Source organism: Methylocystis sp. H4A (assembly GCF_015709545.1).
Classification (GTDB): Bacteria; Pseudomonadota; Alphaproteobacteria; order Rhizobiales; family Beijerinckiaceae; genus Methylocystis; species Methylocystis silviterrae.
In genome coordinates, this window is sequence record NZ_JADNQY010000025.1 from 88,336 (window position 1) to 111,535 (window position 23,200).

At 63.2% G+C, this 23,200-nt stretch carries 21 protein-coding genes, 1 tRNA gene and 1 pseudogene; 4 read left to right on the top strand and 19 right to left on the bottom strand.

Features of this window, described 5'->3' with window-relative positions:
• Positions 1 to 8: 8 nt before the first annotated feature.
• Genes IYW40_RS11975 through IYW40_RS11985 form a run of 3 tightly spaced genes read right to left on the bottom strand, consistent with a single transcriptional unit; the run spans position 9 to position 2,336 of the window.
• A complete protein-coding gene (locus IYW40_RS11975) occupies positions 9 to 566 on the bottom strand; it encodes a flavoprotein (protein ID WP_018409685.1) in 558 nt (185 codons plus the stop codon).
• The gene (locus tag IYW40_RS11980; RefSeq protein WP_196400627.1) at positions 566 to 1,204 is read right to left on the bottom strand and encodes a uridylate kinase; all 639 of its coding nucleotides are present in this window, start codon (positions 1,202 to 1,204) and stop codon (positions 566 to 568) included. The genes IYW40_RS11975 and IYW40_RS11980 overlap by 1 nt, the downstream gene beginning before the upstream one ends.
• Positions 1,191 to 2,336, bottom strand: a complete 1,146-nt coding sequence (locus IYW40_RS11985) for a (5-formylfuran-3-yl)methyl phosphate synthase (RefSeq protein WP_196400628.1) — start codon at positions 2,334 to 2,336, stop codon at positions 1,191 to 1,193. Before IYW40_RS11985 ends, IYW40_RS11980 begins: the two co-directional genes overlap by 14 nt.
• 178 nt (positions 2,337 to 2,514) lie before the next feature.
• On the opposite strand from IYW40_RS11985, the gene IYW40_RS11990 reads away from it, so the two are divergent.
• A complete protein-coding gene (locus tag IYW40_RS11990; protein ID WP_196400629.1) occupies positions 2,515 to 3,198 on the top strand; it encodes a type 1 glutamine amidotransferase domain-containing protein in 684 nt (227 codons plus the stop codon).
• Positions 3,199 to 3,250: 52 nt separating this feature from the next.
• Here IYW40_RS11990 and IYW40_RS11995 read toward each other — a convergent pair whose 3' ends face one another.
• The 4 genes from IYW40_RS11995 to IYW40_RS12010 all read right to left on the bottom strand — a co-directional run bounded on the left by IYW40_RS11995 (position 3,251) and on the right by IYW40_RS12010 (position 8,400).
• Complete coding sequence (locus tag IYW40_RS11995; RefSeq protein ID WP_196400630.1) at positions 3,251 to 4,567, bottom strand: folylpolyglutamate synthase/dihydrofolate synthase family protein; 1,317 nt, start codon at positions 4,565 to 4,567, stop codon at positions 3,251 to 3,253.
• Between the two features lie 20 nt (positions 4,568 to 4,587).
• On the bottom strand, positions 4,588 to 5,454 hold the full coding sequence (accD, locus tag IYW40_RS12000; RefSeq protein WP_196400631.1) for an acetyl-CoA carboxylase, carboxyltransferase subunit beta: 867 nt from the start codon (positions 5,452 to 5,454) through the stop codon (positions 4,588 to 4,590).
• Positions 5,451 to 6,317 (bottom strand): tryptophan synthase subunit alpha, encoded by an 867-nt coding sequence (trpA, locus tag IYW40_RS12005; RefSeq protein ID WP_196400795.1) that lies wholly within the window; start codon positions 6,315 to 6,317, stop codon positions 5,451 to 5,453. Before trpA ends, accD begins: the two co-directional genes overlap by 4 nt.
• A 148-nt stretch (positions 6,318 to 6,465) precedes the next feature.
• Entirely contained in the window at positions 6,466 to 8,400 is a 1,935-nt protein-coding gene (locus IYW40_RS12010) for a potassium transporter Kup (RefSeq protein WP_196400632.1), read from the bottom strand.
• Positions 8,401 to 8,727: 327 nt separating this feature from the next.
• Here IYW40_RS12010 and IYW40_RS12015 point away from each other — a divergent pair, with 327 nt between their 5' ends.
• Positions 8,728 to 9,525: a dienelactone hydrolase family protein gene (locus tag IYW40_RS12015; RefSeq protein ID WP_196400633.1), complete on the top strand. Its 798-nt coding sequence runs from the start codon at positions 8,728 to 8,730 to the stop codon at positions 9,523 to 9,525.
• A 6-nt stretch (positions 9,526 to 9,531) separates the two neighbouring features.
• Here IYW40_RS12015 and IYW40_RS12020 read toward each other — a convergent pair whose 3' ends face one another.
• Entirely contained in the window at positions 9,532 to 10,341 is an 810-nt protein-coding gene (locus IYW40_RS12020; protein WP_196400634.1) for a cyclase family protein, read from the bottom strand.
• Positions 10,342 to 10,380: 39 nt separating this feature from the next.
• The gene (locus IYW40_RS12025) at positions 10,381 to 10,587 is read right to left on the bottom strand and encodes a DUF1674 domain-containing protein (RefSeq protein ID WP_196400635.1); all 207 of its coding nucleotides are present in this window, start codon (positions 10,585 to 10,587) and stop codon (positions 10,381 to 10,383) included.
• Positions 10,588 to 10,739: 152 nt separating this feature from the next.
• On the opposite strand from IYW40_RS12025, the gene IYW40_RS12030 reads away from it, so the two are divergent.
• Positions 10,740 to 12,086 carry a transcription antitermination factor NusB gene (locus IYW40_RS12030; protein WP_196400636.1) on the top strand — a complete coding sequence of 449 codons (1,347 nt, stop codon included), beginning with the start codon at positions 10,740 to 10,742 and terminating at the stop codon, positions 12,084 to 12,086.
• Positions 12,087 to 12,088: 2 nt separating this feature from the next.
• On the opposite strand, the gene IYW40_RS12035 is transcribed toward IYW40_RS12030, so the two are convergent.
• Both IYW40_RS12035 and IYW40_RS12040 read right to left on the bottom strand, forming a co-directional pair.
• Complete coding sequence (locus IYW40_RS12035; protein ID WP_196400637.1) at positions 12,089 to 12,598, bottom strand: RNA pyrophosphohydrolase; 510 nt, start codon at positions 12,596 to 12,598, stop codon at positions 12,089 to 12,091.
• 235 nt (positions 12,599 to 12,833) lie between these two features.
• On the bottom strand, positions 12,834 to 13,928 hold the full coding sequence (locus tag IYW40_RS12040) for a Ppx/GppA phosphatase family protein (protein ID WP_196400638.1): 1,095 nt from the start codon (positions 13,926 to 13,928) through the stop codon (positions 12,834 to 12,836).
• Between the two features lie 244 nt (positions 13,929 to 14,172).
• Here IYW40_RS12040 and IYW40_RS12045 point away from each other — a divergent pair.
• Positions 14,173 to 14,246: transfer RNA gene (locus tag IYW40_RS12045), tRNA-Gln, on the top strand.
• Between the two features lie 208 nt (positions 14,247 to 14,454).
• Here IYW40_RS12045 and IYW40_RS12050 read toward each other — a convergent pair.
• The 8 genes and pseudogenes from IYW40_RS12050 to IYW40_RS12075 form a co-directional block, all read right to left on the bottom strand.
• Positions 14,455 to 16,185, bottom strand: a complete 1,731-nt coding sequence (locus IYW40_RS12050; RefSeq protein WP_196400639.1) for a recombinase family protein — start codon at positions 16,183 to 16,185, stop codon at positions 14,455 to 14,457.
• Complete coding sequence (locus IYW40_RS12055; protein ID WP_196400640.1) at positions 16,172 to 16,651, bottom strand: DUF2924 domain-containing protein; 480 nt, start codon at positions 16,649 to 16,651, stop codon at positions 16,172 to 16,174. Before IYW40_RS12055 ends, IYW40_RS12050 begins: the two co-directional genes overlap by 14 nt.
• Before the next feature lies 1 nt (position 16,652).
• Positions 16,653 to 17,033 carry a DUF3489 domain-containing protein gene (locus IYW40_RS22120; RefSeq protein ID WP_196400641.1) on the bottom strand — a complete coding sequence of 127 codons (381 nt, stop codon included), beginning with the start codon at positions 17,031 to 17,033 and terminating at the stop codon, positions 16,653 to 16,655.
• Between the two features lie 651 nt (positions 17,034 to 17,684).
• Positions 17,685 to 18,248: a hypothetical protein gene (locus IYW40_RS21845; protein ID WP_246720762.1), complete on the bottom strand. Its 564-nt coding sequence runs from the start codon at positions 18,246 to 18,248 to the stop codon at positions 17,685 to 17,687.
• 10 nt (positions 18,249 to 18,258) lie between these two features.
• Entirely contained in the window at positions 18,259 to 18,798 is a 540-nt protein-coding gene (locus IYW40_RS21850) for a recombinase family protein (RefSeq protein WP_348644272.1), read from the bottom strand.
• Positions 18,772 to 19,098, bottom strand: a pseudogene (locus IYW40_RS21855) (recombinase family protein); the annotation flags it as partial. The gene IYW40_RS21850 and the pseudogene IYW40_RS21855, both read right to left, overlap by 27 nt.
• Positions 19,099 to 19,692: 594 nt before the next feature.
• On the bottom strand, positions 19,693 to 20,007 hold the full coding sequence (locus IYW40_RS12070) for a DEAD/DEAH box helicase family protein (RefSeq protein ID WP_196400642.1): 315 nt from the start codon (positions 20,005 to 20,007) through the stop codon (positions 19,693 to 19,695).
• A gap of 223 nt (positions 20,008 to 20,230) precedes the next feature.
• A complete protein-coding gene (locus tag IYW40_RS12075; protein WP_196400643.1) occupies positions 20,231 to 23,155 on the bottom strand; it encodes an SUMF1/EgtB/PvdO family nonheme iron enzyme in 2,925 nt (974 codons plus the stop codon).
• Positions 23,156 to 23,200 lie beyond the last annotated feature (45 nt).

The window sequence follows — 23,200 nt, forward strand, 5'->3', positions numbered from 1 at the left end:
AGCTTTCGTTAGGGTTGCGGCTCGACTTCGCGACGGCGACGCTCCACCGCCTCCTGTAGCGCCGCGAGGCTTTCGACGACCTGCGTCGCTTCGAAGGATTTGAGCGCGTCGGTGTTCTGCAAATCGATGCGGCGCGGATAGACCATCACCATGCCCTTGGGCGCGCGCGTCTCGAGTTCGGGCGCGGTGTCGCAGGCGAAGACGATCGTCGGCACGCGGCATTTGCCGGCCTGCGCGAAGACATTTGTCGCAAGGTTGTCGGAAATGCCGGCGACGCATTTCGCGACGGTGTTCGACGTCGCGGGCGCGAGAACCAGCGTGTGATAAAAGTTGTAGTAGAAATTCCCGACCGGCGCGGCGCTCGCGGTGGTGTCCTTAAAGATGCGAACCGTTTCCGGCAGATCAAGATCGTGCTTATACATGCGCACGACTTCCGCCGCCGCCTTGCTGACGAAGAGATCGACGTGATCGAGCGAGCGGATCATCTCGAGACATTCGGTGAAGAAATGCCCAGATCCGGTGAGCGCCCAACCCCAGCGCGGCGTGACTACTTTCTTTTTGGTCATCAGGCGAACTTCCGCGTTGGAAAATTTGTGATGGCTGCGCCCGGCGGGACGCCGTCGGCAAGAAGCGCGGCGGCGCGCGGGAGAGACGAGGGGCCGGCGAGGAAGAGCGGCGTCCCATCGAGATAATCCGGAAGCGCCGAATCGACAACGCCCTTGCGCACAATCTCGCTCAATAAGGCGCCATCGCCGACATCGACGCTCTTGATAAGCATCAGCGCGCAAGCGTCTATTTTTTTGGCAAGCCAGGCCGCGAGACTGTCGGAGGTGACCTCCCAGGAGGGCGCAATGTCATCGGCGGCGGCGACCATTGCGCTCGGCCGCCAAAGGGCGATTCGACCTCGCGCCTGCGCCGCTGCGATTGCGTCACGAGAGCCCGCGAGCTCCAGCGAGTTGTCACGGTTCGCGAGCGCCAGTGCATATTGCTCCATCGCCAGAACCGCCATGGCGTGTGCGGTCTCATCGTCATAGCCTAATGCGGGTTGCGCGGCGCGCACGGCGTCGGCGAAGGGTCCGCCGCCGGGAACGATGGTCAGCGGCCGCGAATAGCGCTTCAGCGCCGCAACCCAATCGGCGAGCTCCGGGGAAGCGTGCAGGCTGCCGCCGAGTTTAACGACGAGGGGCGCGCTACTTGACGGCATCGATGCGCATCGGCGCCGGCTGCAGGCGACGCACATCCTCATGGGCGCGCGCGCGACGGATTTTCACGCCGACGGCGCCGGGCGCGACATCCAGCTTTTCGACCTGGACGGTGACGGCGCGCACGCGTTCATGCAGCAGCACGCTTTCGGCGAGGCGCTCGGCGATCGTTTCGACAAGCTCGATATGGCCGCCGGCGAGGATCATTTTGATCGCGTCCATGATCACGTCGTAGGAGAAGATCGAGCGCATGTCGTCGGAGCCGTTGATGCGGGTCACGTCCGCTTCCACGTTGAACCGCACACGCTGCGTATGCCCGTGTTCGTGGGCGTAGGCGCCGATCTCGACAGGCGCGACATAATCCTTGAGAAACACGCAATCGGTGTCGTTCGCGCCGGCGGGCTCGATATAGCCGCGGCCGAGGAACGACCAGTGGGCGTGAAAATCGGCGTGCGCGCCTCGTGTCGAAGGGATCAGATCGCGGATCAGCGTCGTGGCGCGGGCGTCGATGGCGGCGCGCCGCTCGCCATGCGCGCAGAGCGCGCCGCGAAAGCCGAGCACGTCCGCTCCGGTGACGAGCAGGCGCGGCACATCGGGAGGCTCCAATGCCCCAGCGAGTCCTGAGGCGAGCCCGAGCGCGCGGCAGCGCGCCACGAATTCGGACAGCGCGCCGACGCTCATAAAGTCGACCAGTCGGCCTTTGCCTTTATGCGCGGTATCCAGCATCGCGCCATGAAAGCCGGCGCCGGCCAGCGGCTCGAGAGTGTCGAATTCGGGGCCGAGATCGGCGAAGAGGACGGCGACGAGCTTTGTTTTTGCGGTCAGCGGCGCCAGCGCCTCGATGATCTCGACGGCGTCGGGCGTCGCCGGCAGGGCGAATTTGACATAATCGACGCCTGCCGCGACGACCTCTTCAAAGTCGCGCAGCGCATGCGCGACGTCGTGCGGCAGCTCGACGACGGCGCTGACGGGGCGGCGCCCGTCGACGAAGGCGACGATCTCAGCGACGGTGTCCAGGGGTAGGGCGCCCAGCGCGCCGCGCGAGGGCGCCTTGCAGTCGATGATGTCGGCGCCGCGCGAGAGGGCGATCTCCGCCTCTTCGCGGGAGAGAACGCTCGCCAACATCAGGGTCATGAGTTCTTGGCTCCAGTCATTGCGCAACGCGCATCTGCGCGCTTGTGGAGCAAATTTTTACCGAATCCAAGTGGCTCGCGCGCCTACCCTCCTGCTCGCGCTGGGCGCCGCCGGACCACTGCGTCATTTTTTCGCAACCCCAGCCATGCGAACATGCTCCCCGAAACAGGAGAAATCCGTGAAAATCCTCATCGTCCTCACCTCGCATGACAGGCTCGGCGACACAGGCCGAAAGACGGGCTTCTGGCTGGAAGAGCTCGCTGCGCCCTATTACGTCTTTCTCGACGCCGGAGCCGAGATCACGCTTGCCTCGCCCAAGGGCGGTCAGCCGCCGTTGGACCCAAAGAGCAACGAACCCGAATTTCAGACCGATCTCACCCGCCGGTTCCAAGCGGACGAGGCCGCCAAGGCGCGCCTCGCCGACACGGCGCGGCTCGATAGCGTCCGTCAGGACGATTTCGACTCGGTCTTCTATCCCGGCGGCCATGGGCCGATGTGGGACCTCGCCGAGGACCCGGATTCGATCAGGCTGATCGAATCCTTCATCCGCGCCGGCAAACCCATCGCGCTCGTGTGCCACGCGCCGGGCGTGCTGCGCCATGTTGAAGGTCCCGACGGCCGGCCGCTGGTCGCGGGCAAGACAGTCACCGGCTTCACCAATGTCGAGGAGGAGGCGGTAGGCCTCACCCACGTCGTTCCGTTCCTTGTCGAGGACGAGCTTCAGGCGAAGGGCGGGCGCTTCTCAAAGGCGGCGGACTGGGCCCCGTATGTCGTCCGCGACGGCCAGTTGATCACGGGCCAGAACCCGGCTTCCTCCGGTCCGGCGGCTCGCAAGCTTGTGGAGGAGCTTACAAAAGCGTGAGACCCGGCTCTCTCGGCGATGTCGCGGCGCGGGCGAAACGGGGCGGCGCGGCTCATTCCACCAGCGAGCCGTTGGCCGCCAGCACCGAGGCGGCAAGATAGAGCGAACCTGCGATGAGCACGCGCGGCGGCGCGTCGAAGCTGCGCGTCGAAAGGAGCGCGAGCGCTTCCTCGACGCCTCCCGCTGCGGCGCCGGGCATGCCCTCAGCCCTGGCAAGTCTCGCGACGTCCTCGGGCGGCCAGCTCTTATGCTCGCCCTCGACCGGCACCGCGACGACCTCGCGCGCCAGTCCGACGAAATGCTTGAGCAGCGCGCGAATGTCCTTGGTCGTCTGCGCGCCGCAGATCAGCGCCAGCGGGCGTGGCGCCTTGTCGTGGAACTCGGCCATCGCCTCGGCCAGAACGCGGCCGCCATCCTCATTATGGCCGCCGTCGAGCCACACCTCGGCGCCGGGCGGCGCGAGATCGACGATGCGCCCGCGTGTGAGCCGCTGCAGCCGCGCCGGCCATTCGGCGCGCGTCAGCCCCGCTTCGATCGCCGCAGCCGGAATCTCCGGGGCGACGGCGCGCAGGGCGGCGATCGCGCCGGCGGCGTTTTCATGCTGGTGGCGTCCGGCGAGACGCGGCAGCGGCAGATCGAGCAAACCGCGCTCGTCCTCATAAACGAGGCGCCCGTTCTCATTGGAGATGTGAAAGTCCCGGCCGGCGACGATCGGCGTCGCGCCGACGCGTCGCGCCTCGCGCTCCAGCGCCCTCGCCACGGGTTCCGACTGGAAGCCGATCACGGCCGGGGCGCCCTTCTTCAATATTCCGGCCTTCTCATAGGCGATCTTTTCGACCGTATCGCCAAGGAACTCGAGATGGTCGAGGGAGATCGAGGTGATGACGGCGCATTTGGGCTGCGAGATGACATTGGTCGCGTCATAGCGCCCGCCGAGCCCCGTCTCGAGCAGCAGCCAGTCGGCCGGCGCTTCGGCGAAGAGCAAAAAGGCCGCCGCCGTCGTGATCTCGAAGAAGGTGATCGGCTGCCCCGCGTTCGCCTGTTCGCAACGTTCGAGCGCCGCCTTCAGACGCTCGTCGTCGACAAGCGTTCCGCCGCCGTCGCCGCCGAGACGAATCCGCTCATTGAAGCGCAGGAGGTGAGGGGACGTATAGACATGCACGCGCTTGCCGGCGGCTTCGAGCATGGCGCGCAGAAAGGCGATCGTCGAGCCTTTGCCGTTGGTTCCGGCGACGTGGATGACGGGCGGCAGTCTGAGCTCCGGTCGTCCGAGCGCGGCGAGCAGCCGCTCCGTGCGCCCCAGCGACAGATCGATCTTCTTTGGATGAAGCGTGAGCAGTCGCGACAGGATCGCGTCATGCTGATCCATTGCGGCTGCGCCTCGCGATATCAGGCGGCGGCGCGGCGCGGCGGCGACTTGGTCAAGAGACCGCACAGGCGCGCCAGCGTCTGGCGCAGCTCCTGACGCGGCACCACCATATCGACCATGCCGTGATCGCGTAGATATTCGGCGCGCTGGAAGCCTTCGGGAAGCTTCTCCCGGATCGTCTGCTCAATGACGCGTGCGCCGGCGAAGCCGATGATCGCGCCGGGCTCGGCGATCTGCACGTCGCCGAGCATGGCGTAGGACGCGGTGACGCCGCCCGTCGTCGGATTGGTCAGCACGACGATATAGGGCAGGCGCGCCTCGCGCAGGCGCTGCACGGCGATGGTCGTGCGCGGCATCTGCATGAGCGAGAACATGCCCTCCTGCATGCGCGCGCCGCCCGACGCCGTGAAGATCACAAAAGGCGTGCGCTTGGCGAGCGCATGTTCGCAGCCGGCGATGATCGCCTCGCCGGCGGCCATGCCGAGCGAGCCGCCCAGGAATTCGAAATCCTGAACCGCGACGGTGACCGGCGAGCCTTCGAGATTGCCGAAGGCGATCGTCACGGCGTCCGCCATGCCGGTTTTGACTCGATATTCCTTCAGCTTGTCGACGTAACGCTTGATGTCGCGAAACTTGAGCGGATCCAAGGGCGCTTCCGGCGTCGGAATCAGCTCGCATTCGGCGCCGTCGAAAAGACTGGCGAGCCGAGTCTCGACCGGACAGCGCATGTGGTAGCCCGAGCCGGGCACGACATAGAGATTGGCCTCGATGTCCTTGTGGAAGACGAGTTGGCCGCTCTCGGGACATTTCACCCAGAGATTTTCCGGCGCTTCACGCTTGATCAGCGCCTTGATCTTCGGCGGGACGACGTTCGAATACCAATTCATGACACGAGCCTCGTCAGCCAACTCATAAAGCCGCCCTTAGGGCGAGCGTCGCGCACGCCTTCGGCGATGGACGCGACGAGCCCGGTCACAGCGCCAACGCTCGAAGGTCCGGCGCGGCCTTCCGCGTCGAGCGAGGCCTTAAGCGCTTGGACCAGCGCCGTGCCGACCACGACGCCATCGGCGTTACGGGCGAGTTCGGCGGCGTTCTCCGCATTTTTGACGCCAAATCCGACGGCGATCGGCAGCGCCGTGTGCCGCTTGATGCGCGCAACCGCCTGACTGACGCCGGCGTAGTCGGCAAGCGCCGCGCCGGTGATGCCGGTAAGCGACACATAGTAGACGAAGCCGCTTGTATTTTCGAGCACCTTAGGAAGCCGCTTGTCATCGGTCGTCGGCGTGGCCAGGCGAATGAAGTTCAGCCCAGCGCTGCGGGCGGGAACGCAGAGTTCCGAGTCTTCCTCCGGCGGCAGGTCCACGACGATCAGGCCATCGACGCCGGCGTTCCGGGCGTCGCGCAGAAAGGCGTCGACGCCGTAAACATAGATTGGATTGTAGTAGCCCATCAGCACGATGGGGGTGGCGTCGTCTCCGGCGCGGAAGTCGGCGACGAGCTTCAAGGTCTTCTTGAGCGTGGTCCCCGCCTTGAGCGCTCGCAGGCCCGCCGCCTGGATCGCTGGCCCATCCGCCATCGGATCGGTGAAAGGCATGCCGACCTCGATGACGTCCGCGCCGGCGCCGGGCAGGCCACGCAAAATGTCGAGCGACGTCGCGAGATCCGGGTCGCCGGCCATCACAAAGGTCACGAGGGCGGCGCGCCCTTCCTTCTTGAGGGCGGCGAAGCGATCATCGATGCGGGTGGGCATAAGCGACAGACGTCCTTCGTAAGGCGGTGAAATCTTCAAAAAGCCCTTTCGACCGGGCGCCGCCGGGCCCTTTCGGCTCTTACGCGAGCCCCGCAGGCCGCCGTTGCTTAGGGCCTGGGCCCCGTCCCGTCCACTGTTTTCGCGCGCGCTAAATCGTCACTTGCGCGCCCAGTTCGACGACTCGGTCGGAGGGGATCGAGAAGAAGTCCGTGGCGTTGGCGGCTTGTCGAGTGAGCGCGACATAGAGCTTGTCCTGCCACACCGGCATTTCGGAGGAGGGGCTTTCCTTGATCGAGCGCCGGCCGAGGAAGAAGCTCGTGGTCATGATGTCGTATTTGAACCCGGCTTTGCGCATGGCGGCGAGCGCGGCCGGAACGCGTGGACTTTCCATGAAGCCATAGTGCAGCGTCGCGCGGTAGAAGTCGGCGCTGAGCTTCTCGATTTCGAAGCGCTTGTCCGGCGCGACGCGCGGCCGATCCTCGGTCCTCACACAAATCACAAGCACGCGCTCGTGCAGAACCTTGTTGTGCTTAAGATTGTGCAACAACGCCGCCGGCGCGACGGAAGGATCGCTGGTCAGAAAGACCGCTGTGCCAGGTACGCGCGTCGGTTTTGACTTCTCCAACATCGCAATCAGCTCCCTGAGCGGTATTGAGTCGCGATGGGTTTTTTCGGCGAGAAGCCGCGTGCCGCGCATCCAGGTCCACATGACGATCATTGCGCAACCGCCAAGCGCGAGAGGCACCCAGCCGCCATCTTTGACTTTCATAAGGTTCGCCGCAAGGAACGCCAGGTCCACGACGAGAAACGCCGAAATCAGCAGCAGCGCCGCCCAGAGCGGCCAGCCCCATTTTTTCCATACCACGACGAAGGCGAGCCCGGTCGTGACCACCATGGTGCCCGTCACGGCGATGCCATATGCAGACGCCAGAGCCGACGAGCTTTTGAAGGCGATGACGAGCAGCAACACGCCAATGAGCAACAACCGGTTGATGCGGCCGATATAGATTTGGCCTTCCTGCGAGGCGGAGGTATGCGTGACCTCCAAACGAGGGACCAGCCCCAGTTGAATCGCTTGTCTCACGATCGAAAAAGCGCCCGTGATCACCGCCTGACTCGCAATGACTGTGGCAAGCGTCGACAAAATGACGAGCGGCAATAGGCCCCACTCTGGGGCTAAAAGAAAGAAGGGATTGTCGATCGTTTCCGGACGGGAAAGAATCAAAGCTCCCTGGCCCAGATAATTCAGCAAGAGCGCCGGAAGCACGAAGGCGAGCCAAGCAAACCGAATAGGAAAGCGGCCGAAATGGCCCATATCGGCGTAAAGCGCTTCGGCGCCGGTCACGCCCAGGAAGACCGATCCCAGCACCGCAAACCCCAACCATCCATGTTGGAGTAGAAAGCTTATGCCAGCGCGGGGGTCGAAGGCGGTCAACACTTGCGGCGCATCGGGAATGTGCGCGGCGCCCAGCACTGCGATGCAGAGGAAAAACGCAATCATGATCGGGCCGAAAAATGCCGCGACTCGCGCCGTTCCATGGCTCTGCACCCAGAACAGCGTGACCAGGATGAAAATGGTGATCGGCAGAACGAATTCGCTGAAGCGGTGAGTGACGAGCTCCAGTCCCTCGATCGCCGACATGACCGAAATTGCAGGCGTGATGATGGCGTCGCCGGAGAATAACGCAGCGCCCGCGACGCCGAGCAGAAAGACCGGCGCCGACCCCCCGCCAAGTGCGGATTGCGCCAGCGCCATCAATGATAGGATGCCGCCTTCGCCGCGATTGTCGGCCCGCATGAGAAAAACCACGTATTTGATCGTTACGGTGAATATCAGGGCGAAGATCAATAGCGAGATTGGGCCTATCACCGCTTCTTCAGTAAGGACATCGGCCTTCACGCTGTGGGCGAGCGACTCGCGCAGGGCGTAGAGCGGGCTCGTGCCAATGTCGCCATAGACGACGCCCATCGAACCGATGATGAGGCCGACGACACCGCCCTTCTCGCGTTCCTCTCCCTGGTGCGCATGCGTTTGCGTCCCATCGCCGCCGGAGGCGGGACCGGCGTCGGATCGCTGCATCATGGGAGGTTTCCTTTGAGAGGAGCGCGCCGCGCCTCTTGTCGACGGTCTCGGAAGAGGGCGCTCGCCGGGAGCGAGAACGAGGGCGCCAAGGCTTCCTCTCCTTCGGCGTGGGGCCGCCGATACGGTGCGGCGATATACGCGGTTTCGCGCACAAAGAGAAGCCGCGGTTGCGACGCCATATAGGCGCGCCGGACTTTCTACGCCCCGGGGAGGGGGTTCGCGGCGGTCGGAACTTTAAAATAGAGCCGACGGCGTCGTGGTCGGCCGGCTGGACACAGCCCGTCCTTTGCATAGCTAATCCCCGACGTCAGCTTTGTAGGAGGCCTCGTGACCTTGCCTTCGAACAACCACGCCCGGTTCGCCCAAGCGGCGGGCGCGCCCGCGCCAAGCGCCATCGCCACGGACGTGGAGGGGCTTGAGGCGGACATGACGACGCTGCCGGGCGGCGCGCCGGCCTATATCGCCCGCCCGCGGACCGGCGGCGATTTCCCGATTATTCTTGTGGCGCAGGAAATCTTTGGCCTGCACGAACATATTCGCGACATCGTGCGGCGGTTCGCGAAGCTCGGGTTTCTCGTCATCGCGCCCGACTTCCTCATTCGCTACGGGGACCCGCAGGAAGCGCCAGACATAGAGGCGATTCGCGCCATCGTCGCCAAGGTTCCCGACGCCGAGACGATGGAGATATTCGATCAGGCGCTCGCTTACGCCGCGACGAAAGGCGGCGACGCCAAACGCGCGGCGATCACCGGGTTTTGCTGGGGCGGGCGCGTCGCCTGGCTCTATGCGGCGCACAATCCGCAACTCCTCGCCTGCATCCCCTGGTATGGAAGGCTCGATGGGCCGCATACGCCGGCGCAGCCACGCTGGCCGATCGACATCGCGGGGGAGCTGAAAACGCCGACGCTGGGGCTGTACGGCGGCGCCGACCCGAGCATTCCCGCCGAACTCATCGAGACCATGCGCGAGCGTCTGAAGAAGGCGCAGGCGCCCGCTGAGATCATCGTCGATGCCGACGCGCCGCATGCGTTCTTCGCCGACTATCGCGACAGCTATCGGCGAGACGCCGCCAGCGACGCCTGGGAAAAGGCGTTGGCCTTCCTGCGCGCGAAGGGCGTCGGGTAACCGCGTCTATCGCGGGACGAGCGCGATGATGCGGGCGGGGCCGCCCGAGCCTTTTTCGATCTTCATCGGCAAGGCGACGAGAATCGCGCCCGTTGGCGGCAGCTGATCGAGGTCGGTGAGGTTCTCAAGCCCGCCAATATTGGCGGCGCCAATGATCCGGTGCACCAAAAAATCCTGCGACGGTCCGTTGTCCACGCTCGCCGTGTCGACGCCGATGAGGTTGGGGCGGCGCTCTTTCGCGAGCCAGGCCGCCGCTTCAGGCCCAAAAGACGGGAAATGGAGATGTGTGGCGTCGCCCGGCGTGTCGTCGCCGAGATAGGCCTTCTTGTCGGGCCAGCGCGCGCTCCATCCGGTGCGCAGCAGCACGATCGCTTTGTCGGGTATGCGGCCATGCGCCGCCTCCCAGGCGGCGATGTCTTCGATCGTCAGCAGATAGTCCGGGTTCGCCGCGGCCTTGGCGGCGACGTCAATGACGATCGCCGGGCCGACGAAGCGCTCGACGGGAATTTCGGCGTTTGTCCAGCGGCCCTCGGCGAAATGCATCGGCGCGTCGAGATGCGTGCCGCCATGCTCGGGCGAACAAAAGGCGTTGGCGAAATAGAAGAACCCAGCCTTGGTCGGTCCCTTGTGCAGCACTCTGAGCTCGAAGCCCGACGGCGAAGTCGGCCAGTAGATGGTTTCGGCGCTGAAGGCGTGGCTGAGGTCGACGACCTTGCTCGACGCGAGATCGAGGCTCTGAGCTTGCGCCAATTCGAGTTGGGCGGCGGAGAACGTCAGACACAGCAACAGACCGCCTAACGCTGTTCGTTTTTTCATATCGGAACGCTCTCCAGAAACGCGCTCGCGCGCAGCGGATCAAAAATCGCTAGCAATTCCTTTGACTTCCCAGTCGCCGTAGCGCGCCGGGTCGGGTCCGTCGCGGCCGCCAAGTTCTTGCGGCGGGGCCGGAGCTTGCGCGGCCTCGCGGCGACGCGCCTGCGCTTCGGCCAATGCGCGCTGCGCGGCCGGCGGCGGCTGCGCGCGCCGCTCTGTCAAATTCGCTGTGTCTTCTGCCTTCGACACGGTCCGTTCCTGTGTGCATTCATCGCCCGCCGCCGCGCTATTGTGCTATGATTCGGTTCGGTCGCGGAGGGAGAAGCCGTTTGGCGAACAGCGACAGTAGATCAATTTCCGCCCGGACCAAATCGGCGCGTCAAGGGTCCCGGCAAGGCTTCGTGCCCGCCGAAGCGGTGCGGGAGGCCGAAGCCGCGAAGATTCCCGGGTTGCCGGCGCGCCTCGCCGCCGCCAACATCATCGGCGACATCGTGCAGGGCGGCCATCGTCTCGATGAGTGTTTCGCCCCGAACGCCGTTCCTTCGCGCCTGTCCGGGCTCGACGCCCGCGACGTGTCGCTCACGCGCTCGATCGTCACGGTCGCGGTGCGCCGGCTTGGCCTCATCCGCTACATTCTCGCCGAACTCCTCGAAAAGGGGCTGCCGCGTCAGGCCGCTCGGCTTGAGTTCTCGCTGATCGCCGCCGCCGCGCAAATCCTGTTTCTCGACGCCGCCGATCACGCCGCCGTCGATCTCGCGGTGCGCGCGGCGCGCCTCGAACCGAAAACCGCCGGCTTTAGCGGACTGGTGAATGGCGTGCTGCGCAATCTCGCGCGCCGTCGCGAGGAATTCCTCGAGATCGCCGCAAGCGGCGAGTACGACGCGCCGCCATGGCTGGCGCAGCGTTGGCGCAAGCATTACGGCGAAGACGCTGGGCGCGCCATCGCGGCGATGCACATGCTCGAGCCGCCCCTCGACGTGTCAGTCAAGGACGATCCCAAGGGCTGGGCGGAGCGGCTCGACGGCGTCGTGCTGCCGACAGGCTCGGTGCGGCTGCGCACCCACGCGCCGATCAGCGAACTTCCCGGCTATGGGGACGGCGAGTGGTGGGTGCAGGACGCCGCCGCCGCTCTGCCGGCCCGCCTGCTGGCGCCGCGGCCCGACGAACGTGTGCTCGATATGTGCGCCGCGCCTGGCGGCAAGACGGCGCAGATGGCGCTTGCCCGCGCGCAGGTGGTCGCTCTGGACCGTTCGGCGGAGCGCCTAAAGCTGCTCGCCGCCAATCTCGCTCGGCTACAGTTGCACGCGGAAGTTGCGGTCGGCGACGCCGCCGCCTATCAGGCGCAGCCTTTCGACGCGATTTTGATTGATGCGCCCTGTTCGGCGACGGGAACGATCCGCCGCCACCCCGACGTGCCCTGGACCAAGAAGCCGGGCGACATCGAAGCGCTCGCGAGCTTGCAGACAAAGCTGCTCAATCGCGCGGCGCTCCTGACGCGGGCCGGCGGACGAATCATTTATTGCTCCTGCTCGCTGGAGCCTGAGGAAGGCGAACAGCAGATCGCCGCGTTTTTGCGCCGCAATCCCGATTTCCGCCGAATGCCGATTGATCCTGGCGAGGGCGTCCCGGAGGAGTTCATCAACCGAGACGGCGATCTGCGCACATTGCCGCATTACTGGCCGAACGAAGATCCGCGCCTTGCCGGCATCGACGGATTTTTCGCCGCGCGGCTGCTGCGGTCGGCCTAGCTTTAGGCCCGCGCCGCGACGAGAGGCGCGAATTCCTTCACCACCTGCTCATAGACGATCCGCTTGAACGGCACGATGAGTTCCGGCAGCGCCGAAAGCGTCTCCCAGCGCCAGGCGTCGAATTCGGGCTTATGCGCGCCGTGGCCCGGCGCGTGAATATCGATCTCGCTTTCGTCGCCGGTGAAGCGCAGCGCGAACCAGCGCTGGGTTTGGCCGACATATTTGCCGCTCCAGCGGTTGTTGTTGTTTCTGGGCAGATCGTAGCAAAGCCAGTCTGGAGCCTCGGCGAGAAGGGCGACGCTCGACACATTGGTCTCTTCGTGAAGCTCGCGCAGCGCCGCCTCATAGGGCGTCTCGCCCTCGTCGATGCCCCCCTGAGGCATCTGCCAGAGATAGGGTGGGCGGGTCTGGTCATGGGCGCCTTTGGCGCGCCGCCGCCCGATAAAGGCGAGGCCTTGCGCATTGAGCAATAAGACGCCGACGCAGGGCCGATACAATCCGCGGCCGCTCATCGCCCCGTCTCGTGGCGCGGCCCGCGCTGGCGCGCTCCATCGATTGCATCTGTCATCCGCTCCCCCCAAGCGTTCGCATTTTTTTCGCGGACGTTTCTGCCCGTCCGCGCGCCCGCCGTCGAGCCGCTAGAGCAGGTTCCGGAAAAGTTGACAGACTTTTTCGATGAGAACCTGTTCCAACATTTTGATTTTGAGCGCTTCCCGATCACATGATTTCATGTGATCGGGAAGCGCTCTAGACGCGCCGCGTCAGCGCGCCGTCGGCCTCCATCAGCTCCAGCAGCATGCCTTCGCGCAACCCCCGGTCGGCGATGCGCGTCCGCTGCGCCGGAAAAAGCGTGCGAATCGCCTCGAAAATTGCGCAGCCGGCAAGGACGAGATCGGCGCGTTGCGGTCCGATGCAGCCGTTGGCGACACGCTCATCGAAATCCATGTCTCGCAGCCGCAGGATCGCCCGCGTTGCGTCATCATCGCTCATCCACAGGCCGTCGACGCGCCAGCGGTCGTAACGCTCGAGCCCAAGATGAACGCCGGCCAGGGTGGTGACCGTCCCCGACGTGCCCAGAAGATGGAAGCGCGGACAGCGGCGCTCCGAGGCCATGCGCCGCGCGAAGGGGGCGAGAGTCTCGCGCACCTGCTGGGCCATGGCCGCGAAGGTCTCGGCCGAAACGCAGCGGCCGCCGAAATGCTCCGCGAGGGTCACGACGCCAAGTTCGAGCGAAGTCCAGGCGCGAAAGGCGTAAGCGCCATTTTCGCTGCGCCGTTCGCGCGTCAGCCACACGAGCTCGGTGGACCCGCCGCCGATGTCGAACAGCAGCACGCTTTCGGCGGCCGGATCGGCGAGCGATCCGCAGCCGCGGGCGGCGAAGCGCGCCTCGGTTTCGCGGTCAATGATCTCGAGCTGCAGCCCGGTGCGTTCGCGGACGCGCTCGACGAATTCGTCGCCGTTCGCCGCGCTGCGGCATGCCTGGGTCGCGACGAGCCGGGCGCGGGTGACGCCGCGCGCATCCATTTTTTCGCGGCAGATTTGGAGCGCGGCGATGGTGCGCTCGATCGCTTCCTCGCTGATCCGGCCAGCCTTGCCGAGGCCTTCCCCCAGCCGCACGATGCGCGAGAAGGCGTCGATGATGCGCAAAAAATCATTGTTGCGCCGCCGCGGCCTGTGCTCGGGCCGGGCGATCAGCAGCCGGCAGTTGTTGGTGCCGAGGTCGAGCGCAGCATAGACATGGCGCGAGTCGAGCGCGCCGGAAGCGACGCCGGGGGTGATATGAAGCTCGGGCGCGGCCTGCGCCGAGGCCGACGCCGTAGACGGTAGACCGGTTTCCCTCACTCGATCCCTTCCGCGAAGCCGCTCCGTCTCGCCTTGCGCCGCATCGACGGAAGCGGAGCGGCGATCATCGTAACGCCAGACGGCTGGCGTAAATTTCTTACATGCAGGATCGGCGCGCCGCCCGCAAGGGCGTTTCCTGCAGCCATAAGGGCGCGAGCGGCGGCGTTGGCGGCCGGAAGGTTGACACTGTCGGCGGCGCTCTCTAAGTCACCAGCCGTTCGCGCGCGCTCTGCGCGGCGCCGTTTGGGGGATAGTTCAACGGTAGAACAGCGGACTCTGACTCCGTTAATCTTGGTTCGAATCCAGGTCCCCCAGCCAGCTAACTCCCTGATTTCCTGTGTCTCCGAAGGTTCCCGGTTGAGAAGGGGAGGGCCAGACATTTCCGTGGGTTACGAGAGGGGTTTTGCAGCGGTCGCTTTTCAGAGACGAAAACCGGGGCTTTCGGTGCCTAAACGGCGCGAATGTCTCTCGGGCCGGTTTTCGAACCGTCAGTTGCGCAGCTTTGCTGGTGGTTTTCAGGCCCCGGTCAGGGTGTGGGGAAGCCAAGGACGCGCTTTTGTTCTTGCCAATCGTGCGGGAGACCTCTCGACAGGGCGATAAGCCGCGTCGGCGTCAACTCGACCGGGTGCTGGCCGGCGAGGATGGCCCGAACAATGTCGGGCGAGAGGTACGATAGGCGCAGCAGCACAGCCAGATAATCCCGCCGCACACCCAGCCGCGCGGCCATCGCCTCAACGCTGTCATCTTGGCCCGAGAAGAGCATCGCGCGCGAGGAGATTGCTTTGGCGACGAGCGAGGCGAGGCCGCTGTCGATGGCGTTGGCGGCGCCTCCGCCGATCACAAGCCGTATGCCCTTTCCGGCGCGTTGGAGACTAGCGGTAATGGACAGCACCAAAGGCTCGAAGGGCAACGCGGGCTTCATCGACCCCGGCGACCAGTCCGGCAACGCCACTGAAGGAATCGATGCTCGATCCAGGTGCATGAAGATCTGCTCTTCGTCGACCTCGATCCGTGGGATGAGCGCCAGGACGATCTCGCGCCGCTGAAGCGAGGTCAGTCTGGTCCAGCGCTCAGCGAGGTCTTTGGATCGACCAAGCAGAGCCCGTTGGGTCGGCGCGTCGAGACCGAGCGGCGCAACCGCGCTCGTGATCTCCGCTTCTGACGCGAACAGCGCGCGCAGCCGATCCAGAACCAGCCCTTCAATGTCGCCCGCAGGGATCCGTCGGCCTTTGGATTGGTCATTCCGTTTGCCGGCGATAAGCGCGGCGGAGACGTAATAGCGGTAGCGTTTGCCTTTCTTCACGGAATGGGTCGGCGACAAGCGTTCGCCATCCGTATCGAAGATCAGGCTCGCCAACAGGCTCGACTCTTCCGCGCCAGTGCCCAACGATCGTTCCACCCGATTTGTTGACAGACAATCTTGCACAGCTTGCCAAAGCGCTGCGTCGATGATCCCCTCCTGCTGTCCCGGATGGATGTTACCTTTGTGGGCGATCTCTCCGACGTACAGCCGGTTCTGCAGCATCAGGTAAAGGTTGCCTCGCGAGAAGGGCTTGCCGCCGGAGAGTTTGCCCTGCGCGCCCTCCCGTCGTTTGCTGACGACGCCGCGCGCATCGAGTTCGGCTTTAAGGAGCGAGACTGAGCCGAGCTCGGCGTAACGCCGGAAGATCATTCGGACAGTCGCCGCCTCAGCCTCGTTGACGACAAGCTTCCTGTCCTTGACGTCATAGCCGAGCGGCACATTGCCGCCCATCCACATGCCCTTCGCTTTTGACGCGGCGATCTTGTCTCGGATCCGCTCCCCCGCGATCTCCCGTTCGAACTGGGCGAAGGAGAGCAGCATGTTCAGGGTCAGACGCCCCATGGAGGTTGTGGTATTGAACTGCTGGGTGACGGAGACGAAGGAGGCGCCATGGGCGTCGAGCACATCGACGATCTTGGCGAAGTCGGCCAGCGATCGGGTCAGACGGTCGACCTTGTAGACGACGATGATCTGGATCTTCTTCGCCGCGACCTCGGCTAGCAGCCGCTGCAGGGCAGGGCGCTCCATGGTGCCGCCGGAAAGGCCGCCGTCATCATACATGTCGGGAAGGGCGATCCAGCCGGCGTGGCGCTGGCTGATGATGTAGGATTCACAGGCTTCGCGCTGGGCGTCGAGGGAGTTAAACTCCTGCTCCAGCCCGTCTTCGGAGGATTTGCGCGTATAGATGGCGCAGCGGACAATGCAAGCTGACTGCGCGCGATCAGATTTCCGCACGGCCGCTCTCCGCGCCCTTTGATGAAGCGCCAGTCAGCCTTCTCAGCCCGAAGAACCGCGGCCCCGACCAATGGGCGCCGGTGATCTTTTCGGCGATGAGGGTCAGAGAGCCATAACGTTCGCCGCTCCATTCAAATCCATCCGCATGGACCAGTACGCAGTGGGTGACGCCACGCCATTCGCGCACCAGCCGCGTGCCTGGCTTCACGGAAACCGGCACGGGCGGCGGTTTGTTGACGTCGGTGTTAGCTTTCAAGCTTGCCAGTTTGCGTAACGTCGCCTTGGAGAGGCCGCCGAGCGGCCTCTCCTGAAGCTTGTAAGTGATGCCGCGCATGAGGAGATCGCGCGACAAGCGCATCGGCGGCTGAGCCCGATGCAGGCGCCGCCATTCGGCGCGAAGCTCGAAGATCGTCAAATCGGCAAGCCGGGCGAGCTCGGCGGCGATGTCAATCGAAACCTTGCTCATATCAGCGGCCTCGGCGCGCCTTGATGTGATAGCGACGGACGCCATCGGCGGTCTTGGCGCTTGACAGAACAAAGCCGAGCTTCTTCTTTACTGTCCCTGCGAGGAAGCCGCGAACACTGTGCTGCTGCCAGTTCGTCGCCTGCATCATCTCTTCGATACTGGCGCCCTCTGGGCGGCTGAGCAGGGTAAGCATGCGCTCCTGCTTCGTGCTGGGACCGACCTGCGGTTGATCGACAGGCTTCGGCGCGGTTGCAGCAGTCGCCGCTACCTTCTGGCGCTTCGACGCCCCGGGAGTTGTGGGCGCTGAAGGGGCTTTTGCATTTCCGTTCTTAGACGGAGTGACCCTCTCGACTGGAGATTTTTGTCTCGGGCGGGCTGACATGACCTGGGCTCCTTGGGCGGGCGTCGGAATGACGCTTGCACTGCCCAAAGCCCCGCAAATCGCGGGGCGCGCCCTGCTGTCGGCGGCTTATCAGCGGTCACCGAGTGACCACCACAGTGCGTACTGTGCGGGAGAAGTCCAGTCAGTTGGGGGCAATAAAATAAACGAAATCCGGTGGTTAAGAACGGCGCTCCGAGCAGCGTCTCTCGGTTCGAATCCTCTCGCCCCAGCCATGCATTCCCGGAAGTTCACACAGGACGCAGACTTTGGGGAAAGGGCCGGGAATTCGGGGCATTCGCACTGGGAGCGGCGGCTCAGAGACTTTCCAGAGTCTGAAATCCCGGTTTCAATGGCGTGAATCCAGGCACGGTCTCAGTCGGCGATTTTCCAATGTCGGGATTTTTGACGGACGCCGCCCGAGACGGGTTCGCTTCGCGCGCAGACCGGTTCGCTTCGACGCGGTTCGGTCGATAAACCCGGATGTTTATTCACTGTGTCATCCATTCCAGGATCCAAACGCGACGGCGGCATGAGACGGCGCGGCGCCGGTCGCAATCGGTCAAGATGGTGATTGGGGATTTTAGCCGATGCCGAGCAGTCGCTCTTGATCCGCCCAAGCATGAGGCAGAGCCTGTGTCAGGCTGGAGACTGTCACACCCGAGGGAGCGGCGCCGTCAGCGATCGCCTGAACGCTTTCGGCGACAGGAACGCAAGGACGGCCAAGCGCCGGACATGACGTTCGGCGAGGCCTTCGCTCGAGGCGATCTCGTCGAATGATGCGGCCTTACCCGAGAGGATCATCTCCATCCATCCGCGTGAACGCGCAATCGCCTTCAGCAACGTCTCGCGCGTTTCGGAAACAATCCTCTCCTGGTCCATTGGCGCATGCACAATTCCCGTCCGGCGCATGAGATTTGGAGCAAAGGGGATCGTCAGCTCGGTCAATCTGTTGGGCGCGGTTTCAGAGTTTGATAGATCCGCTTCCAGCTCCGGCCGGTGAAACGTAACCACGATCCGATCGGCTTGGATGACGATCCGCTCGATCCGGGCCCGAATCAGATCACGATCGCAGGCGTCGTCATCTGCGTGCAGCCTCCCCCTCAGAGCGTCGCAAACGAGTTGTTCGATGTCGGGCGCCGACACGCGGGAGACGGTTCCCGCTTCGCTCTTTCGGTTCTGCAATAAGGCGTGAGACACGTAATAGCGGTAACGCACGCCCTTCTAGTTAGCGTGGCTCGGGCTCATCGGATTGCCGCGATCGTCGAAGAGAAGACCGACGAGCATGGACGAGGAAGCGTGATCTCGTGAGCTTTCGCTTGACGGCACCTTCGGCCAGTCTCACCTGCACCGCGTCGAAGAGATCGCGATCGAGGATCGGCTCGTGCTCGCCCTTGTGGATGTCGCCGCGATAGGCGATCTCACCGACATAAAAGCGATTTTTAAGCATATGCGCGAGCGGACCGACCATGAAGCGCGCGGCGGCGACAATTTTGCCGCTCGCGAGCTTCCGGGGTCTTGGTCTGACGCCTTCCCGGTCGAGCGCCGCCGCCAGTTCGCCGATCGATTCAAGGCGCAGGTAGTCGGCGAAGATTTTTCTTACCAGTCCCGCCTCGTCAGGAACGACTTCGAGCTTCTTGCCGACGCTTCGATAACCTAGAGGAACCGGCCCGCCGACCCAGATTCCCTTGCGCTTGGAGGCGGCGATCTTGTTGCGGACGCATTCACCGATGACCTCGCGTTCAAATTGAGCCAAGGACAGCAGCACGTTCTGGGTCAACCTTCCCATGCTTGAGGTGGTGTTGAAGGATTGAGTGACCGAGACGAAGGAGACGTCGAACTCATCGAAGAGCTCGACCAGCTTAGCGAAATCGGCGAGAGACCGCGTCAGGCGATCGACTTTGTAGACCACGATGATGTCGATCTTACGGGATTGGACCTGCTCCAAAAGGCCTTGTAACGCCGGGCGCTCTAGCGAGGCTCCGGACAATCCGCCGTCGTCGAAGCGATCGGCGACGAGGCGCCAGCCTTCATGCGCCTGACTCTTGATATAGGCCTCACATGCTTCTCGCTGCGCGTCGAGCGAGTTGAAGGCGAGGTCGAGATTATGCTCGGTGGACTTACGCGCAGCGCTGAGGCTTGGCGACTGCTGTTTTCATGCGCTGCGTCCCCCGACTAACAAGGGGAGAGGCGGCGGCTGGCGAGCCGCCGCCTGAGCGTTGTGCGGGAAGGGTTGGCTCGGGCGTATTCCTGCCGGGCCGAATTGAAGATCTTGTTGGCAGAGCACGTGATTGGGTTGTCGTTTCTGCGTCTGGTAGCCGCTCAGATTCTTCGGCGCCTCGCAGGCCAAAGAAGCGCGACGACATGCTTCGCAAAATGCTCCAGTCTGGACGCAATAGATTCAAGATGATCCGTGCGTTCCGTAAGCACAACGGGCGATCGTCCCGCGTCAAGAGAATTCAAAATATCATCAAAGATGAGCGCGTTCCGCTGCTCATCTGATACAAGCGCCCTGAAATTTTTTGAATAGAAACGGCTGCGGAGAGCGCCGCGCTATCGACAGCAAAGCCGGTTTCCCGGACGCATATCAAATGGTCGAAGGGACGTTTTGCCGCTTCCGAACGCAGGTCCATTTTGTGGCTAATGGGACCACATTGCATCGCTATAATCGGATGGTGGCCGTCCGTGCGCGTCGTCCGTAGTCGCCGACAAGATCGTCGACCTCGCCCTTCCGAACAAAGCTCTGGATCAGCGCCACATCGACCGCGCCCTTGGGCTTTCGTTTGTCCGCCCCGATTACTCCGACGGCTTCGCGAGGCAGATCGGAGAAGGCGATAACTCGCACGATCCACTGGTCCAGAAGTTGACGCCGCTTCACGAGAATCAGATTGCTTACGCTGCGCTCAGCGATCATTTTTATCGCCACGACGGTCTTGCCGAAAGCCGTTGTCTCTTCGATCGTGACCAAAATCCCCAACGACTCGAGTAGGCCAACGCGGCGTCAAAGCACCCTCGGGGAAGCGCGATATGACGGCTCGTCAGTTCCGCGCACGAGATGATGCGGGGCTTGTCGTGATTGGAGCGACGCATCGCCTGCGCCGCATAAAATTCCCGGTTTTGGAACGCCGGCAGGCGGATCAGTCGTGTGATCAAGGGCGCTCGTAATTTGGACGAGGCGCGAAAACCGTCGCCTGGAAGCGCTAATCCGAGCTTGCAGACCCGTCGAGCTCCCGCGCTATACGGAAACCTATCTGATCACTGCTGTCGTCATTTATTGGTTGCCAATCGCGACTGGCCGACCGTAATGCTTTGGCGTCGGATTGCCAATGTCCGCCGCGCACCACGCGGTGATTGCAAAATCTGCCAGTTGTCCATGCTGCTTCAGTAAGCGGCGCGCCGTTGTAATTATCATGAAAACAGTCCTCCACCCACTCAGCTACATTTCCATGCATATCTTTGAGCCCACTGGGATTTGGTTTTAATTTGCCAACTGGATGAGGGCTGCCTTTGCCTTTCGAGTTTGACTCATACCAAGCGTATTGATTGATACTTGGCTCTGGGAACGAATAGCCTGATGTGGTACCTCCCCTCGCGGCGAATTCCCACTCCGCCTCGGAAAGTAGTCGATATCGCTTTCCAGTCAAAGCAGAAATCCATTTGATGTAAGTTTGCGCGTCTTCCCACGAAACCTTCATCACGGGAGCATCTTGGTTTTCTCTTCCCCATTCGCTAGACGAAAGATTTGATCTGCATACGCCCTGGCTCGCACAAAAATCCCATTGTGAAAACGTGATCTCAGTGACCGATACAGCAAAACTTTTTCTTATTTTAACGTCGCTGATAGGCGTTTCTCGATCTGGAGCGGGGCTTCCGAGGAGAGGTCCGCCGCGGCGAAACTCGCCGCTAGCAATAGAGATCATTTCCGGGCAGTCCAGACATTCTTTAAATTTCACCTGCCTTTCTGAATAGGCCTTCTCGTCCGCTTGTGACTTCACGTAAGGACGGACATTGAAGAACCAATAAGAAGCAAGTCGCAATCTATCAAAATTATATACGGCCAATCCTCCAGTTCCGATGACCACCAGTAAAACTCCGACGATCGCCTTTGAACGACGCTTCGACCATTTTTCGGCGCTCTCGCGCTCCGCGCACGCTGCGAGATACGCCTTCGCCGCAGCGATTTCGCGCGCCCAATTGGGGCCGCGAAAGCCGAGCGCTTGAGCTTTCGCCAATCGAGAACCACGATGGAGAAGAAAATCCGCCTTTCGCAAATCTTGAGTCTTTGACCATTCCTCGGCAGAGAGGAGCACGCCGTCGAGCAGCAGCAGCGCATCTCGGTCCTCGCCGAGCAATTCGGCCAGCATCGACCAGTGGCGGAACAATGCCTCGTGTGCGACCTCGATCGTGGTTATTGGGGTATGGTCGGAGCCGTTTGCTGCGCGTTCGACATCTGTCGCCCCTCCGAACGCGCCTTTGGCCACCGCTAGCGTCGCGCGGACGACCAGAAGCCGTCGCTCGGTGAGCGCGCGTGCAAGCGGTAGGAGCTCACTCGACAATTCGGTCTGCGACGCCACATGGCGCTGCGCCGCGTTACTTTCGCGGTTGATGCGTACGAGGGGCGGAATGAATAACTTCCGCAGCGCCTCGCGACGGTCGTTTCGACTGTGTGCGTATCCGGCCTCGGAAAACGCCGCCTCGGCTTCCAACTCAATCGCTTCGGCGAGCCCGCCGGACCGATGTATTTGTGAAAGCCCGATGACGCCTTCTCCAGCGTGCTCGCGCATGAGGCGCTGCAGCACAAAGGCAAGCAAAGGCAGCGCGTCGGGCTCTCCCTCGAGTTCAGCCTGCAGCCGCTCAACCACAGCCGCGTCAAACACCGGGGCGTCGGGCCCGACCTTTCGGCGCAGGATTTCGGCCGGCTCGCGAATGATGCTCGCGAGCTCGCCTTGCGGCATCGGTCCCAGGCTGATGGGGACCTGGTCGATCCCTGCAAACGCCTTTGCAGTCTGCATTCGGCTGTAGGCGTCCGACCGGATGGTGATCAGGATCAGCGCTTCGTCCGCCTCGCTTGCCGCGCGCGCAAGCAAGAGCAGCCTCTCGCTTTCCTTTCCCTCGTCGCTTGCGAACAATTCTTCGCCCTGGTCGAGGCAGATTACCGGGAGGGGAAACGGCGGCTCGGTCAAAAGCGCGCGTTTTGCCGCGACCTGCCGCAGCTCACGTAAGAGGCTGACGAACCCATCGGCGCTCTGTAGCCGCTCGCGCAATTGACTGCGGCTGGACCGGAGCGCAAATCGCAAATGGACGTCCAATAGCGCGGCAAGCAGGCCTTCTTGCCCTTCGATCGCGCCGCCGCGCGCAGCCCGAATGACCTTCAGTGGCAGCCACTGAGCGTCGTCGCGCGATAGCCTCGGCCATAACCCGGCGCGCAAGAAGGACGACTTACCTGCTCCGGACGCTCCGAGGATTACGGCGACCCGGGGCGGCGCGCGCGTGGCGAGCCCGCGTAATGTGTCCATGCCGCGGACGAGGTCGGCCCTTCGGCCAAAAAATACCGCGGCGTCCTCCGGCTCGAGCGCCTCAAGCCCGCGATAGGGAGAACGCCACCCAAAAATGCCATTCTCATCTCGCTGCAGGTCGAAATTCTCAGGTCCCACGCCCGCCTTTTGAAGGCCGCTCTTGAGTTGGGTAAGGCCAGTCTTCGAGATGTGCACGGGCCATTGCTTTTGTGAATACGGATGCACCGCGATAAAGCGCTCGGCCGGCTCGCCCTTCAGCCTCACAATTTGCCACTGCGCAGTAAGACCGCCCGGGAGCGTCTCGAGCGGCGTATCGTCGATCAGCAACGCAAAGAGTTTCTTATTATATTTATTGGCCAGTTGATATTCGTCGTGACACCAGTGCGAGGCAAGCCATTGCGCCGAGACCAAAAACAGGACCGCCTCGCAACGCGTTGCGGCATCTGCGAACGCTTGCTGCCATCTTTGGCCACCCGCAATGCCCCTCTCTGGATCAAGATCCAGAAAAATATCGTCCGGACCGCTCCAGCCCTCCGCCATCAACCAATCGCGCAGAGCAATCGCCCACTCGTCGTTATAGCTCGAATGGCTGATGAAAAGTTTGGCCATCTAAACCCCCGCCAAAAAAATTCAACATAATCCTGTAAGGCTACC

What these genes read in the sequence shown, in the direction of transcription:
- IYW40_RS11975 (WP_018409685.1), bottom strand. Translation starts at nt 566, where the DNA reads ATGACCAAAAAGAAAGTAGTCACGCCGCGCTGGGGTTGGGCGCTCACC.
- IYW40_RS11980 (WP_196400627.1), bottom strand. Translation starts at nt 1,204, where the DNA reads ATGCCGTCAAGTAGCGCGCCCCTCGTCGTTAAACTCGGCGGCAGCCTG.
- IYW40_RS11985 (WP_196400628.1), bottom strand. Translation starts at nt 2,336, where the DNA reads ATGACCCTGATGTTGGCGAGCGTTCTCTCCCGCGAAGAGGCGGAGATC.
- IYW40_RS11995 (WP_196400630.1), bottom strand. Translation starts at nt 4,567, where the DNA reads ATGGATCAGCATGACGCGATCCTGTCGCGACTGCTCACGCTTCATCCA.
- accD (WP_196400631.1), bottom strand. Translation starts at nt 5,454, where the DNA reads ATGAATTGGTATTCGAACGTCGTCCCGCCGAAGATCAAGGCGCTGATC.
- trpA (WP_196400795.1), bottom strand. Translation starts at nt 6,317, where the DNA reads ATGCCCACCCGCATCGATGATCGCTTCGCCGCCCTCAAGAAGGAAGGG.
- IYW40_RS12010 (WP_196400632.1), bottom strand. Translation starts at nt 8,400, where the DNA reads ATGATGCAGCGATCCGACGCCGGTCCCGCCTCCGGCGGCGATGGGACG.
- IYW40_RS12020 (WP_196400634.1), bottom strand. Translation starts at nt 10,341, where the DNA reads ATGAAAAAACGAACAGCGTTAGGCGGTCTGTTGCTGTGTCTGACGTTC.
- IYW40_RS12035 (WP_196400637.1), bottom strand. Translation starts at nt 12,598, where the DNA reads ATGAGCGGCCGCGGATTGTATCGGCCCTGCGTCGGCGTCTTATTGCTC.
- IYW40_RS12055 (WP_196400640.1), bottom strand. Translation starts at nt 16,651, where the DNA reads ATGAGCAAGGTTTCGATTGACATCGCCGCCGAGCTCGCCCGGCTTGCC.
- IYW40_RS22120 (WP_196400641.1), bottom strand. Translation starts at nt 17,033, where the DNA reads ATGTCAGCCCGCCCGAGACAAAAATCTCCAGTCGAGAGGGTCACTCCG.
- IYW40_RS12075 (WP_196400643.1), bottom strand. Translation starts at nt 23,155, where the DNA reads ATGGCCAAACTTTTCATCAGCCATTCGAGCTATAACGACGAGTGGGCG.